The sequence below is a fragment of the Caballeronia sp. NCF2 genome (assembly GCF_023631205.1).
Taxonomy (GTDB): domain Bacteria; phylum Pseudomonadota; class Gammaproteobacteria; order Burkholderiales; family Burkholderiaceae; genus Caballeronia; species Caballeronia zhejiangensis.
Genome location: NZ_JALQDN010000001.1, coordinates 316,415 through 329,512 on the forward strand (window position 1 = coordinate 316,415; position 13,098 = coordinate 329,512).

Annotated in this window: 16 protein-coding genes; 13 read left to right on the forward strand and 3 right to left on the reverse strand. The window is 63.1% G+C overall.

Going from position 1 to position 13,098, the window contains the following annotated elements; translation table 11 throughout:
• Positions 1 to 8 precede the first annotated feature (8 nt).
• Together NCS02_RS01530 and NCS02_RS01535 are read left to right on the forward strand one after the other, a co-directional pair.
• Complete coding sequence (locus tag NCS02_RS01530; RefSeq protein ID WP_250519286.1) at positions 9 to 1,007, forward strand: NAD(P)H-dependent glycerol-3-phosphate dehydrogenase; 999 nt, start codon at positions 9 to 11, stop codon at positions 1,005 to 1,007.
• A 12-nt stretch (positions 1,008 to 1,019) separates the two neighbouring features.
• Positions 1,020 to 1,565, forward strand: coding sequence for an O-acetyl-ADP-ribose deacetylase (locus NCS02_RS01535; RefSeq protein WP_250522865.1), 546 nt, complete (start codon positions 1,020 to 1,022; stop codon positions 1,563 to 1,565).
• On the opposite strand, the gene trmL is transcribed toward NCS02_RS01535, so the two are convergent.
• Together trmL and NCS02_RS01545 are read right to left on the reverse strand one after the other, a co-directional pair.
• Positions 1,538 to 2,008 (reverse strand): tRNA (uridine(34)/cytosine(34)/5-carboxymethylaminomethyluridine(34)-2'-O)-methyltransferase TrmL, encoded by a 471-nt coding sequence (gene trmL / locus NCS02_RS01540; RefSeq protein ID WP_008351775.1) that lies wholly within the window; start codon positions 2,006 to 2,008, stop codon positions 1,538 to 1,540. The genes NCS02_RS01535 and trmL overlap by 28 nt on opposite strands.
• A gap of 22 nt (positions 2,009 to 2,030) precedes the next feature.
• Entirely contained in the window at positions 2,031 to 2,816 is a 786-nt protein-coding gene (locus NCS02_RS01545; RefSeq protein ID WP_175979761.1) for a ComF family protein, read from the reverse strand.
• A gap of 149 nt (positions 2,817 to 2,965) precedes the next feature.
• Here NCS02_RS01545 and NCS02_RS01550 point away from each other — a divergent pair, with 149 nt between their 5' ends.
• From NCS02_RS01550 to NCS02_RS01585, 8 genes are all read left to right on the forward strand, one after another.
• On the forward strand, positions 2,966 to 3,946 hold the full coding sequence (locus NCS02_RS01550; protein WP_250519303.1) for a methyltransferase domain-containing protein: 981 nt from the start codon (positions 2,966 to 2,968) through the stop codon (positions 3,944 to 3,946).
• A gap of 232 nt (positions 3,947 to 4,178) precedes the next feature.
• Positions 4,179 to 4,652: a DUF2244 domain-containing protein gene (locus NCS02_RS01555; protein WP_008351769.1), complete on the forward strand. Its 474-nt coding sequence runs from the start codon at positions 4,179 to 4,181 to the stop codon at positions 4,650 to 4,652.
• A 42-nt stretch (positions 4,653 to 4,694) separates the two neighbouring features.
• The gene (gene coxB, locus NCS02_RS01560) at positions 4,695 to 6,308 is read left to right on the forward strand and encodes a cytochrome c oxidase subunit II (protein ID WP_008351767.1); all 1,614 of its coding nucleotides are present in this window, start codon (positions 4,695 to 4,697) and stop codon (positions 6,306 to 6,308) included.
• A gap of 97 nt (positions 6,309 to 6,405) precedes the next feature.
• Entirely contained in the window at positions 6,406 to 8,016 is a 1,611-nt protein-coding gene (ctaD, locus tag NCS02_RS01565) for a cytochrome c oxidase subunit I (RefSeq protein ID WP_008351764.1), read from the forward strand.
• A gap of 63 nt (positions 8,017 to 8,079) precedes the next feature.
• Positions 8,080 to 8,220 (forward strand): cytochrome oxidase small assembly protein, encoded by a 141-nt coding sequence (locus NCS02_RS01570; RefSeq protein ID WP_008351762.1) that lies wholly within the window; start codon positions 8,080 to 8,082, stop codon positions 8,218 to 8,220.
• 9 nt (positions 8,221 to 8,229) lie between these two features.
• Positions 8,230 to 8,802 (forward strand): cytochrome c oxidase assembly protein, encoded by a 573-nt coding sequence (locus NCS02_RS01575; protein WP_008351760.1) that lies wholly within the window; start codon positions 8,230 to 8,232, stop codon positions 8,800 to 8,802.
• 5 nt (positions 8,803 to 8,807) lie between these two features.
• Positions 8,808 to 9,011: a DUF2970 domain-containing protein gene (locus NCS02_RS01580; protein ID WP_008351758.1), complete on the forward strand. Its 204-nt coding sequence runs from the start codon at positions 8,808 to 8,810 to the stop codon at positions 9,009 to 9,011.
• Positions 9,012 to 9,096: 85 nt separating this feature from the next.
• Positions 9,097 to 9,954 (forward strand): cytochrome c oxidase subunit 3, encoded by an 858-nt coding sequence (locus NCS02_RS01585; protein ID WP_008351755.1) that lies wholly within the window; start codon positions 9,097 to 9,099, stop codon positions 9,952 to 9,954.
• 206 nt (positions 9,955 to 10,160) lie between these two features.
• On the opposite strand, the gene NCS02_RS01590 is transcribed toward NCS02_RS01585, so the two are convergent.
• Complete coding sequence (locus tag NCS02_RS01590; RefSeq protein WP_008351753.1) at positions 10,161 to 10,370, reverse strand: twin transmembrane helix small protein; 210 nt, start codon at positions 10,368 to 10,370, stop codon at positions 10,161 to 10,163.
• A 125-nt stretch (positions 10,371 to 10,495) separates the two neighbouring features.
• Here NCS02_RS01590 and NCS02_RS01595 point away from each other — a divergent pair, with 125 nt between their 5' ends.
• From NCS02_RS01595 to NCS02_RS01605, 3 genes are read left to right on the forward strand one after another with little or no spacing between them, the layout of a single operon-like run.
• On the forward strand, positions 10,496 to 11,248 hold the full coding sequence (locus NCS02_RS01595) for an SURF1 family protein (protein WP_250481447.1): 753 nt from the start codon (positions 10,496 to 10,498) through the stop codon (positions 11,246 to 11,248).
• A 30-nt stretch (positions 11,249 to 11,278) separates the two neighbouring features.
• Entirely contained in the window at positions 11,279 to 11,929 is a 651-nt protein-coding gene (locus tag NCS02_RS01600) for an SCO family protein (RefSeq protein WP_250481448.1), read from the forward strand.
• 43 nt (positions 11,930 to 11,972) lie between these two features.
• On the forward strand, positions 11,973 to 13,097 hold the full coding sequence (locus NCS02_RS01605; RefSeq protein ID WP_008351746.1) for a COX15/CtaA family protein: 1,125 nt from the start codon (positions 11,973 to 11,975) through the stop codon (positions 13,095 to 13,097).
• Position 13,098: the final 1 nt, after the last annotated feature.

The window sequence follows — 13,098 nt, forward strand, 5'->3', positions numbered from 1 at the left end:
AGCCGAGCATGAAAGTAGCCGTTCTCGGCGCCGGCGCATGGGGCACCGCGCTCGCGGGCCACCTCGCGACCCGGCACGACACGAAGCTCTGGGCGCGCGACTCCGCGCTCATCGAATCACTTTCCCGCACGCACGAAAACACGCGCTATCTCGAAGGCGTGACGCTGCCGCACGCGCTCGCATTCGAGACCGATTTCGCCGCGGCGCTCGCGCATGCATCGGCGGATGACGCGCTGTGCGTCGTCGCGACGCCGGTCGCGGGCCTGCGCGCGCTGTGCCGTTCGATGCGCGACGCCGGCGTCGTACCGGCGCATATCGTCTGGCTGTGCAAAGGCTTCGAGGCGGATACGCAGTGTCTGCCCAACGAGGTCGTCGCGGCCGAATTGCCCGAGCATCGCAGCAACGGAACGCTGTCCGGACCGAGCTTCGCGCGCGAAGTGGGACAAGGCTTGCCGGTCGCGCTGACGGTCGCGAGCGCATCGGCGGAACTGGGCGCGCGCACCGTCGCGGCGTTCCATCATGGCGCGATGCGTATTTATACCGGCGACGATGTCATCGGCGTCGAAGTCGGCGGCGCGGTGAAAAACGTGCTCGCAATCGCGACGGGCATTTCCGACGGCCTCGGTCTCGGCCTGAACGCCCGCGCCGCGCTCATCACGCGCGGGCTCGCGGAGATGTCGCGCTTAGGCGTCGCGCTCGGCGGCCGCGCGGAGACTTTCACCGGGCTAACCGGCCTCGGCGATCTCATCCTCACCGCGACGGGCGATCTGTCGCGCAATCGCACTGTCGGCATGCAACTCGCCAGCGGACGCACGCTCGAGGAGATTCTCGCGGCGCTCGGCCATGTCGCGGAAGGCGTGCGATGCGCGCGCGCCGTGCTCGGGCTCGCGCATTCGCGCGGAATCGAGATGCCGATCACGCAGGCGGTATGCCGCGTGCTCTTCGATAACGTGACGCCGCGCGATGCCGTGCAGGCGCTGCTCAGTCGGGACGCAAAAGCAGAGTAATCGGAGGCGTGTGTGCGTAGGCCCAAGCTCGAAGCGCTGAAAGTCGATATCACCACGCTCGAATTCGATGCCATCGTCAACGCGGCGAACAAATCGCTGCTCGGCGGCGGCGGAGTCGACGGGGCGATTCATCGCAAGGCCGGCAAAGGCCTGCTGCGCGAGTGCGAGACGCTCGGCGGCTGCGAAACCGGCGACGCGAAAATCACGCGCGGCTACGATCTTCCCGCGAAGCACGTCATTCATGCGGTCGGGCCGCGCTGGAGCGGCGGCAAGAAGAACGAGCCCGAATTGCTCGCGAGCTGTTACCGGCGCTCGCTCGAACTCGCTCAGGAAGCGGGCTGCGAGTCGATTGCGTTCCCGGCCATCAGTTGCGGCATCTATCACTTTCCTCACGATGAAGCCGTGAAGATCGCGGTGCGCACGGTCATCGACACCTTGCCTTCCACGCCCGCCGTTCAGCGTGTCGTCTTTGCATGCTTTCAGGACGACATGCTCGCGCTCTATCGAGCCGAACTCGAAGCGGCAAAGGCTCAAGCGCCGCCTTCGAATCCCGCCTGACGCCACGCCTCGAACGTCACGATCGCCACCGTATTCGACAAATTCAGGCTGCGATTACCCGGCCGCATCGGCAGGCGCACGCGCTGTTCCGTCGCAAAGTGCGCCAGCAGTTCGGGCGCGAGGCCGCGCGTCTCCGCGCCGAACACGAACCAGTCGCCCGGCCTGAACGCGTGATCGAAGAACGGCGTCGAGCCGCGCGTCGTGAACGCGAACATGCGCGTGGCGTCGGGTGTTTCCTTCGCGATGAAGGCATCCCAGTCCGCATGCACGTTCATTTCGGCGTACTCGTGATAGTCGAGGCCGGCGCGGCGCATCTTCGCGTCGTCGAGCGGAAAGCCGAGCGGCTCGATCAGATGCAGACGCGCGCCCGTGTTCGCGCACAGGCGGATCACGTTGCCGGTGTTCGGCGGGATTTCAGGTTCGACGAGTACGACGTTGAACATGGATTGCTTCTAATAAAGGTGATTAATCTTTAGGCGTGCGCAGCGCCACGAAATTGCTGACACGCCGCGCGCCGGCGAGCTTCAGCGTGCGAGCAAGCGCGTCGAGCGTCGCGCCCGATGTCATCACATCGTCGACGACGCCGACATGCGTGCCGCGCACATCGCCCGAGACGGCGAACGCGCTCGCGACATTGCGGCGGCGCGTTTCCCGATCGAGCCGCGATTGCGCCGACGTATGCCGGACCCGCGCGATCATCGATGCGTGGGCGGGCACGCGCATCATGCGTGCGAGCGGACGCGCGATGGCCCACGCCTGGTTGTAGCCACGCGCGATGAGCCGTTCGCGCGAGAGAGGCATCGGCACGATCACATCCGGCGCGGGCAGATCGCTGTCCTCGAAACGCGCATGCAGATGCCGCGCGAATGCCTCGCCCGCGGCGAGCCGCGCACGAAACTTCAACTCGACGGCGAGCGTGTCGAGGGGCGCGCGATAGTCGGCGAGCGCGAGCGTGTCGTTGAACGCGGGCGGCGCTTCGAGGCACGCGGCGCAGTGCACGCGCAGGTCTTCGCGCTCGCGTCGCATCGCGGATGCCGCCAACGGCAGCGCGCACGTCGCACAGCGCAAGCGCGGCTCGTTCCAGTACTGCGCGTCGCAACCATCGCACAGCAGTGCTTGCGACAAATTGCCGCATAACGCGCACTGGCTCGGCAGCGCGCACGCGACGAGCCGTTTTGCCGCCGACGCGAATCCGCGAGCGCGTGCCGTGACGGGCGTCCGGAAGGGAAGGCGAATGCTGTCGGCTTTCATGACTGCTGAATCGGAAAAATCGCGGCTCGATGCGCTAAACACGCGCATTCATTGCGCCTCACGAAGCGTTTATGCCTCGTATCAGCACTTCGCATGGGTCGTTTTCGAGACGACCGAGTATACTTCGCACTCTCCGCAAAAAGATCGACATGTCCCCGACATCCCCTAAAACTAGCCGTCCGGCCTATGATCCGCGCCGTTTGCGCGCGATCTTCGACGGTCGCGCCGCCGCCTTCGACGAGGTCGCGTTCCTGCCACGCGAGATCGCGGAGCGCATGCGCGAGCGGCTCGAATACATCAAGGTTGCGCCGATGCGCGTCCTCGATGCGGCGTGCGGCGCCGGGGCGGACCTGGCCGGTTTGCGGAAACGCTTTGCAGAGGCGTCGGTGACCGGCATCGACATCTCGTCCGCGATGCTCTCGCGCGCGCGCGCCGCCGAAGCCACGGACGCGGACAACGGCGCGGGATGGCGCCGCTTTCTTCCTTCGACGCTCGCCAAGGCGTTCGGCGCACGCGGCCCGCAACTCGCGCAGGCGGATTTTTCCGCGCTGCCGTTCGCATCGGGCGCGTTCGAACTATTGTGGTCGAATCTCGCGCTGCACTGGCATGCGCGGCCCGACCTCGTTTTTCCCGAATGGCAGCGCGTGCTCAAGGTGAACGGCTTGCTGATGTTCAGCACGTTCGGCCCCGATACGCTGCGCGAGCTTCGCGCCGCGTATCGCGAAGCGGAGCGGACGCTCGGGCTCGCGCCGCAAGCGCATACGATCGATTTCGTCGACATGCACGATCTCGGCGACATGCTCGTCGAAAGCGGCTTCGAAATTCCGGTGATGGATCAGGAAGTGCTGACGATCACGTACAAATCGCCTGAATCGCTGTTCGCGGACGTGACGCGCTGGGGCGCGTATCCGTTCGAGCGCGCGTTCGACGAAGGCCATGCGGACGCCAAGGCCGTGCGCGGCGCGGTGCATCAGGCGCTCGAAGCGCTGCGCCGCGACGACGGCACGATCCCGCTGACCTTCGAAGTGATCTACGGGCATGCGTGGAAGGCGGTGCCGCGCACGACAGCGGACGGGCACGGCATCGTCCGTCTTGAAGACATTGGACGAGGCTCGAGACCGAAACGCTGAATCGGTAAAGAGCACAGTTGTTATGTCTGAAATTTGCGCAAGAAAAGCGCGCAAAAAGGTGCGTCAAAAAGGCGCAGAAGCTTGTGGCGCTTGGCTTTGCGAGGTTACGACCCTTGCTTGTGGATGCCACCCAAGACGCCTATAATGCGTCAGTTTGTCGCCCGGACCGACACAAATTTGGGCGAAATCCGAGCAAATGTGTGTGATTGCGTGCGGATTGATGGAGGCAGCGATGCAAGCCAGCCAGACGCTGACGGAGTCCGAGCCGGTCATCAAGGACTGGCTGATGAAGCGAAACTGCTCGGTCTCGCCGCGTCAGTTCGTGGGCTTCTATGTGTCGCTTGCGCTGTTTTCGCTGGCAATCGCAACGCCGCTGTTTCTGAACGGCGCCTGGCTGGTGCTGCCGTTCACCGGAATCGAGTTGGCGGTCGTGGGCATCGCGTTTCTGATCTACGCGCGCCATGCGGTCGACTACGAACGGATCCGGCTGTATCAAAACCGGTTGTTGATCGAACAGATGAACGCCGAAGAGCTGACGCAGTTCGAGTTCAATCCGCGTTGGGTGCGGGTCGAAGCGGGCGCGACGCCGAGAGAGCCGCTCACGATCGTATCGCGCGGTCAATCGGTGAAAATCGGACAACACCTTGCACAGCATCGTCGCAAACAATTTGCTGCCGAGTTACAGGCGTCGCTGAGACGTCTATGAGAGGAGCCGGCGGGTGCGATGCCACGGGGGTCGAGGGTTTGAATGGAAAATTTGGGTAAGGATGCTATGAAAACAATCAAGCGAGCCCTCTCGGGCGTGCTGGCGGCAGGCGCACTGCTTTCCGCCGGTGCAGCCCTGGCGGTCGAAAACAGTCCAGGCGGTCCCGCTGTCAACGAGATCAACTTCCAGCAGCCTGTGACGAAGATCGCCGAGGAGCTCTACGGCCTCCATATCTTCATGCTCATCATCTGCACCGTCATCTTCATCGGCGTGTTCGGGGTGATGTTCTATTCGCTCTTCAAGCATCGCAAGTCGAAAGGCTTCAAGCCGGCCAACTTCCACGAAAGCACCACGGTCGAAATCATCTGGACGATCGTGCCGTTCATCATCGTCATTCTGATGGCGCTGCCGGCAACCAAGGCCGTCGTCGCGATGAAGGACACGTCCAACGCCGATCTCACCGTCAAGGTCACGGGCTATCAGTGGAAGTGGGGCTACGACTACGTGAAGGGTCCGGGCGAAGGCATCAGCTTCCTCTCGACGCTCTCCACGCCGCGCAGCGAAGTGAACGGTCAGAAGCCGATCTCGACGCTGTATCTGCAGGAAGTCGACAACCCGCTCGTCGTGCCGGTCGACAAGAAGATCCGCATCATCACGACGGCGAACGATGTCGTTCACTCGTGGTACGTCCCGGCATTCGGCGTGAAGCAGGATGCGATTCCGGGCTTCGTGCGCGACACCTGGTTCAAGGCCGAGAAGGTGGGCACGTATCGCGGATTCTGTACGGAACTGTGCGGCAAGGAGCACGCGTACATGCCGGTGGTCGTCGAAGTGCTGTCGGCCGATGACTACGCAAAGTGGGTCGATGGGCAAAAGAAGAAGATGGCCGCCGGCCAGGACGATCCGCTCAAGACGTACACGAAGGACGAACTGATGGCGCGCGGCCAGCAGGTTTACACGTCGAACTGCGCGGTCTGCCACCAGCCGACCGGCAAGGGCGCGGGCCAGTTCCCGGCGCTCGACGGCTCGAAGATCGCGAACGGTTCCATCGCCGAGCATCTGAATATCGTGCTGCACGGCAAGGCCGCGATGCCGCCGTGGCAAGGTGTGTTGAACGACGTCGAGATCGCGTCGGTCGTCACGTTCGAGCGTAATAGCTGGAGCAACCACACCGGCGATCTGCTGCAACCGAAGCAGGTCATCGATGCCAAGGCGGGCAAGATGCCCGAAGGCGGCGGCAATGCGGCGGCGGCATCGGCGCCGGAAGCGGCGAGTGCCGCGCCCGCGGCGGCCGAAGCGAGCGCGCCGGCTGCATCGGGTGCGCAGGCGTCGCAAGCCGCCGGTCTGCCCGCCAGCATCTATTTCGAGACGGGCAAGGATTCGCTGCCCGCCGACGCGAAGAGTGCGGTGGACGCCGCGGCGGCCTACGCAAAGGCGCATCCGGACGCGAAGATCGCGTTGTCGGGATTCACCGATGCGACCGGCAACGCCGACCAGAACGCCGATCTCGCCAAGCGCCGCGCGCAAGCCGTGCGCGACGCGCTGAAGGCAGCGGGCGTGTCGGAAGACCGCATCGTGTTGAAGAAACCGGAAACCATCACGGGCGGCGCCGATAACAAGGAAGCCCGTCGCGTGGAAATCAGTCCGGCTGCTTGACGTGCCGAGCGTGGCGCTTTCCTTCGCCGGACGGCAACGGAAAGTCCCACGCGTCATTGCCAAGTGCCCCGAGTATTCGCTTTAGGAGATGATTGTCATGTCTAGCATCGGACACGATGTAGGCGCAGGTCACGACCACGCGCACGACCATGCGCACGAGACGCCGCATGGCTGGCGCCGGTGGCTCTTCGCTACCAACCACAAGGACATCGGTACGCTGTACCTGTTGTTCTCCTTCATCATGTTCCTCTCCGGAGGCGTGATGGCGCTCGGCATCCGTGCCGAGCTGTTCGAGCCGGGCCTGCAGATCATGCGTCCCGAGTTCTTCAATCAGCTGACCACCATGCACGGCCTCATCATGGTGTTCGGCGCGATCATGCCGGCGTTCGTCGGTTTCGCGAACTGGATGGTGCCGCTGCAGATCGGCGCATCGGACATGGCGTTCGCGCGGATGAACAACTTCAGCTTCTGGCTGCTGCCGGCCGCCGCGGTGCTGCTCGTCGGCTCGTTCTTCGTGCCGGGCGGCGCAACCGCCGCGGGCTGGACGCTGTACGCGCCGCTCTCCACGCAAATGGGCCCCGGCATGGACTTCGCGATTTTCGCGGTCCACATCATGGGCGCGTCGTCGATCATGGGCGGCATCAACATCGTCGTGACGATTTTGAACATGCGCGCGCCGGGCATGACGCTCATGAAGATGCCGATGTTCGCGTGGACGTGGCTCATCACCGCGTACCTGCTGATCGCCGTGATGCCGGTCCTGGCGGGCGCGATCACGATGGTGCTGTTCGACCGTCACTTCGGCACGTCGTTCTTCAACGCGGCGGGCGGCGGCGATCCGGTGATGTACCAGCACATCTTCTGGTTCTTCGGTCACCCCGAGGTGTACATCATGATCTTGCCGGCGTTCGGGATCGTGTCGCAGGTGATTCCGGCGTTCTCGCGCAAGCCGCTGTTCGGCTATAGCTCGATGGTGTACGCGACGGCATCGATCGCGATCCTGTCGTTCATGGTGTGGGCGCACCACATGTTCGCGACCGGCATGCCGGTGACGGGCCAGCTCTTCTTCATGTACGCGACGATGCTGATCGCGGTCCCGACGGGCGTGAAGGTGTTCAACTGGGTGGCGACGATGTGGCGCGGCGCGCTGTCGTTCGAAACCCCGATGCTGTTCGCGATCGGCTTCCTGTTTGTGTTCACGATGGGCGGCTTCACGGGCCTGATCCTGTCGATGGCGCCGCTCGACATCCAGATGCACGGCACCTATTACGTCGTGGCGCACTTCCACTACGTGCTGGTGGCGGGTTCGCTCTTCGCGTTGTTCGCAGGCTGGTACTACTGGGCGCCGAAGTGGACCGGCTGGATGTACAACGAGATGCGCGGGAAGATCCACTTCTGGGCGTCGATGATCTTCTTCAACATCACGTTCTTCCCGATGCACTTCCTGGGTCTCGCCGGCATGCCGCGCCGTTATGCGGACTACCCGGCGCAGTTCACGGACTTCAACCAGGTCGCGACGATCGGCGCATTCGGCTTCGGCCTCGCACAGGTGTACTTCCTGTTCGCGGTCGCGCTGCCGACGTATCGTGGCGGCGGCGAGCTGGAGAAGGCATCCGACAAGCCGTGGGATGGCGCGGAAGGCCTCGAATGGACCGTGCCGAGCCCGGCGCCGTTCCATACATTTGAAAATCCGCCGACGGTCGAATAAATAGCATCGAGGTTTGCAAGGCTTCCGCCACGGAAGTCTTGCAGCCGGCAAGCAAGAGAAAGCATGGCCCCGAATCCACAAAAAAGACGCACGCCCGAGGAAATACGCGCGGGTAACAAGCGGCTCGGAATCATCATGGTGTTGGTTGCCGCCGTCTTCTTTCTGGGTATCGTCGTCAGGCAATACCTGTTGTCGCGAGGGTAGGAAAGCAACGTGTCCACTCAGCAGGAAAATTCGCATGTCGACCGGTCGTTCAACCGGTCGATGCTGGTCAAGCTCTTCGTCGTCGCCGCGCTGATGTTCGGCTTCGGCTTTGCACTCGTGCCGATGTACCGCGCGATCTGCCAGATCACCGGCATCAACAACCTCGTGCAGAAGGACGTCGGCGCGCGCGAGGCGAAGAACACGCAAGTGGACATGAGCCGCTCGATCTCGATCGAATTCGATGCGAACGCGCGCGGCCCGCTGAAGTTCAAGCCGGAGCAGAACTCGCTGGACATCCATCCCGGCGAAGTGATGACGGTCATGTACGACGTGACCAACGAACAGAATCGCACGGTGAACGCGCAGGCGATTCCGAGCTATGCGCCGAAGCAGGCCACCGAGTATTTCAAGAAGATCGAATGCTTCTGTTTCACGCAGCAGACGCTCGCGCCGAACGAGACCAAGCGCATGCCGGTCGTGTTCGTCGTCGATCCGAAGCTGCCGAAGGATGTGAAGACGATCACGCTGTCGTACACGTTCTTCGAGCTGAACACGCCGAAGTCGGTGGCGAAGGGCTCGTGACGGCCATGAGCGCGGATACGCCGAAAAAGGGCGGTTTCTTCAAGCTCATCAAGGCGGTGTGCTGGTCGTTTTTCGGCGTGCGCCGCCGGGCCGACCTGGAGAGCGACGCCGCGCAGTTGAATCCGCTGCATCTGATCGCGGCGGGCATCATCGGGGCGGTGCTGTTCATCGTCGTGTTGTTGCTGATCGTGCGCGCGGTAGTGGGATAGACGGAAAACGCCGGGCGTCGCGCGAAGCGCTGCTGCCGGCGGCAAAAGAAAATTCAAGCAACTGGATCGAAGTGGAGAATCAACAATGAGCGGTCAAAACGAGAGCCCGTACTATTTCGTGCCGCATCCGTCGCGGCATCCGGTGATGGCTGCAACTGGCTTGCTGATCATGCTCGCCTCGCTGGCGTCGTGGGTGAACGGCCATAGCTTCGGGCCCGCCGGCACGTTTATCGGCTTGCTGTTCGTGCTGTTCGTGCTGTGGCACTGGTTCGGCGACGCCATCTCCGAATCCGAAGGCGGCATGTACGGCAAGCGTGTCGATGTGTCGTACCGCTGGAGCATGAGCTGGTTCATCTTCTCCGAAGTGATGTTCTTCGCGGCGTTCTTCGGCGCGCTGTTCTACGCGCGCGCCATCGCGATGCACGAACTCGGCAGCCTCGACTACAAGCTGATCTGGCCGGACTTCACCGCCGTGTGGCCGAACAACGGCCCCGCCGCGCTCGTGCCGCATTTCCGCGCGATGGTGCCGTGGCCCCTGCCGACCATCAACACGGCGCTTCTGCTGTCTTCCGGCGCGACGCTGACGGTGGCGCACCACGCGCTGCGCGAAGATCATCGCAAGAAGGCGATCATCTGGCTGGGCGCGACTGTTCTGCTCGGTATCATCTTCCTGTTCTGCCAGGGCTACGAGTATTTCCACGCGTACAACGAACTCAACCTGACGCTCAACTCCGGCGTGTACGGCTCGACGTTCTTCCTGCTGACGGGCTTCCACGGTTTCCACGTGTTCCTCGGCGGCACGATGCTGGCAGTGGTGATGTTCCGGCTGATTCGCGGTCACTTCACGGCGGAGCACCACTTCGCGTTCGAGGGCGCCGCGTGGTACTGGCACTTCGTCGACGTCGTGTGGCTGGGTCTGTACGTCGTCGTCTACTGGCTGTAAGGAATATCGACGCGGGCGCGCGCGATGCGCCGTCGGCGATGCAAGGCCGGCGGCGACGCCGGTCCGAGAGCATAGAAGCAGTGATCAACACGCCGCCCTCGATGTCTCAAGGGGCGGCGTTGTCGTTTGAAGAGGCGGTGCGTTTTAGCGCCGCGCGCGACAATTCGCCTCGCGGGGCGAGGCGCGCGTTGCGCGTATCGTCGCGATCAGCGTCCGATGGGAACGCCCGACGTTTGAATCCAGCCCATCCAGTGAGCGAACAGGATGAAAAGGAAGAGCGAGATGGATAGCCCGACGCGCGCGGCGAGCGACCACACCATCCGCTTCGTCCTGCCCCGGTCGGTCATCATGAAATAGAGCGCCGAGCCGAGGCTGCCGATGATAAGGATGAATGCGATAGCAACGAAGATGTGCATGAAACCAGCCAGCGATTTTGCTCAGGAACGACGGTGAGCAGTATGAATTTGGACTATCTCATTATCTCACTCGACGGAACCCGGCGTGTAGCGGCCGGCCGGATGCCGACGGTTAGGCGTTCGGCATGAAGATCCGGTTCTGGCCCGCGCTCCTGATTCTGATCGTCGTCGCGATCACGGTGCGCCTCGGCTTCTGGCAGCGCGACCGCGCGCATCAGAAGGAAGCGCTCAACGCGCAGATCGTCGCGTTCGAGAATGCGCCCGCGCGCGAAGTCGGCGTCGAGCCGATGCCGCTCAAGTCGATCGAGTTCCATCGCGTGGAGGCGCGCGGCGAGTTCATGCCGGAGCGCGTCGTGTATCTGGACAATCGTCCCTATAACGACCAGCCAGGCTTTTATGTCGTGATGCCGCTTAAACTCGAGGGCGGCGGCTATGTGCTCGTCAATCGCGGATGGCTGCCGCGCAACATGGCGGACCGCACGGGCATCGAGCCGTATGAGACGCCGAAAGGCGTGGTCGAGGTGAAGGGGATCGCGCGCGCGAATGCGTCGCAGGCGTTCGAACTGGGCAGCGGCGGATCGGCTGCGCACAAGGAGATCCGCCAGAACCTGGACATCAGATCGTACGCGGCCGAAACCGGGCTGGCGTTTCAGCCGTTCGTGATTCAGCAGACGAACGATACCGGCGACAGGCTCGTGCGCGACTGGCCCGCGCCGACGCTCGGCGTCGAGCGCAATTACGGCTACATGTTCCAGTGGTGGGGCATGGCGGCGGCGGCCATCGGGTTTGGCCTGTACGCCGCGCGCCGCGCCGCGAAGAAGCGCGATGCAACCGACATAGGCAGCGAATCCGACGATGAAGCCGAGCATCACGCCTGAACACTGACGAACAGAGACACATTTTCACCGATGCAATCACAACGCTCCGCTGCCACCGACAAGACACGCACGCAGCAAGGAAACGCGAAGAAAGGCTCCTGGATCAGCGGCCGCTGGATGCTTTTGCTGCTCGCGCTCGTGTGCGCGGCGCCGGTGATCGCGTCGTATCTGATGTACTACGTGTTCAAGCCCGCGGGCGGCACATCGAGCTACGGCACGCTGATCGATCCGCAGCGCCCGATTCCGGCGCAGCTCGTCGTCACCGATGAAAAAGGGCAGACCCTGCCGTTCAAGTCGCTCGAAGGCAAATGGCTGATGATCACCGTCAACGGCAGCGACTGCGACGAGCAATGCGCGACGCGCCTCTATTTCATGCGGCAAGTGCGCGTGTTGCAGAACGCCGAGCGCGAGCGCGTCGTGAACGTGTGGCTGCGCACCGATGACAAGCCGGTCGCCGACGTCATCAAGTCCGCGTATCCGCAGCCGGACACGCGCATGCTCGTCGCCGACGAGAAGTCGATCGCGGCGTGGCTGCCGGTGAATGACGGCACAAAGCTCACGGATCACATCTTTCTCGTCGATCCGAACGGCAATCTGATGATGCGCTTCCCGAAAAATCCCGATCCGAAGAAGATCAACGGGGATGTGGCAAAGCTCCTGAAGTGGTCGCGCATCGGCTAAAGCGCGGCTAAAACGCGGCTAATACGCGGTTTGAAGGTTAAACATGAGTTATGTATTGCAACTGGGCCTGATCGGCATCTGCATCGCGCTGCTGCCGCTCTCGTACGTATGGGTGAAGGCCGATGACGACAAGTTCAGGAAACTCGTCTGGCTGACCACTTTCCTGACGCTCGATCTCATCATGTTCGGCGGCTTCACGCGTCTGACCGATTCCGGCCTCGGCTGCCCGGACTGGCCCGGCTGCTACGGCACGTCGTCGCCGTTCATCGCCCATGCGCAGATTTCAGCCGCGTATCAGGCGATGCCGACCGGTCCCGTCAGCATGGTGAAGGCGTGGATCGAGATGCTGCATCGCTATTTCGCAATGGCGATCGGCGTGCTCATCATCGCGCAGGTGATCATCGCGTGGACGGCGCGCATCAAGAAGCGTCCGCTGCACGTGTCGCCGTGGTGGCCGACGGGCATTCTGCTGCTTATCCTGCTGCAAGGCGCGTTCGGCGCGTGGACCGTCACACTGAAGCTGCAACCGGTGATCGTCACGACGCACCTGCTGCTCGGACTCGCGCTGCTCGGCGTGCTCGGCTGGCTGGCGGCGCGCATGACGCCGATTCCATCGCTCGACTCGGTTTCGAATGCCGCCGCCGCGCGCTGGATGCCGGCCGCGGCATTCGGCTTGCTGGTGCTCGTCGTGCAGATCGCGCTCGGCGGCTGGGTCAGCACGAATTACGCGGTGCTCGCGTGCACGGACTTTCCGCTGTGCAACGGCCAGTGGGTTCCGCCAATGAATTTTGAGCACGGCTTTCATCTCTGGCGCGCGCTCGGCATGACCGGCGACGGTGACGTGATCTCGCAGGACGCGTTGGTGGCGATTCACTGGACGCATCGCACGTTCGCGGTCGTCGTCGTGATTTATCTGCTGTGGCTCGCGCTGAGACTGCGACGTTTCGAATCGCTGCGAAAGCCCGCAAACGGCGTATTGTTGATGATCGTCCTTCAGTTCCTGACGGGCATGTCGAACATCGTGCTGCAGTGGCCGTTGCCGGTCGCGGTGGCGCACAACGGCGGAGCCGCGATCCTGTTGCTGCTACTCGTTATGCTAAACTTTCGAATCTCTTCCAGCCGTCCCGGCCGCGCCGCAGTTCCCGCGCGCGACGTCGTTTCAGCGTGAC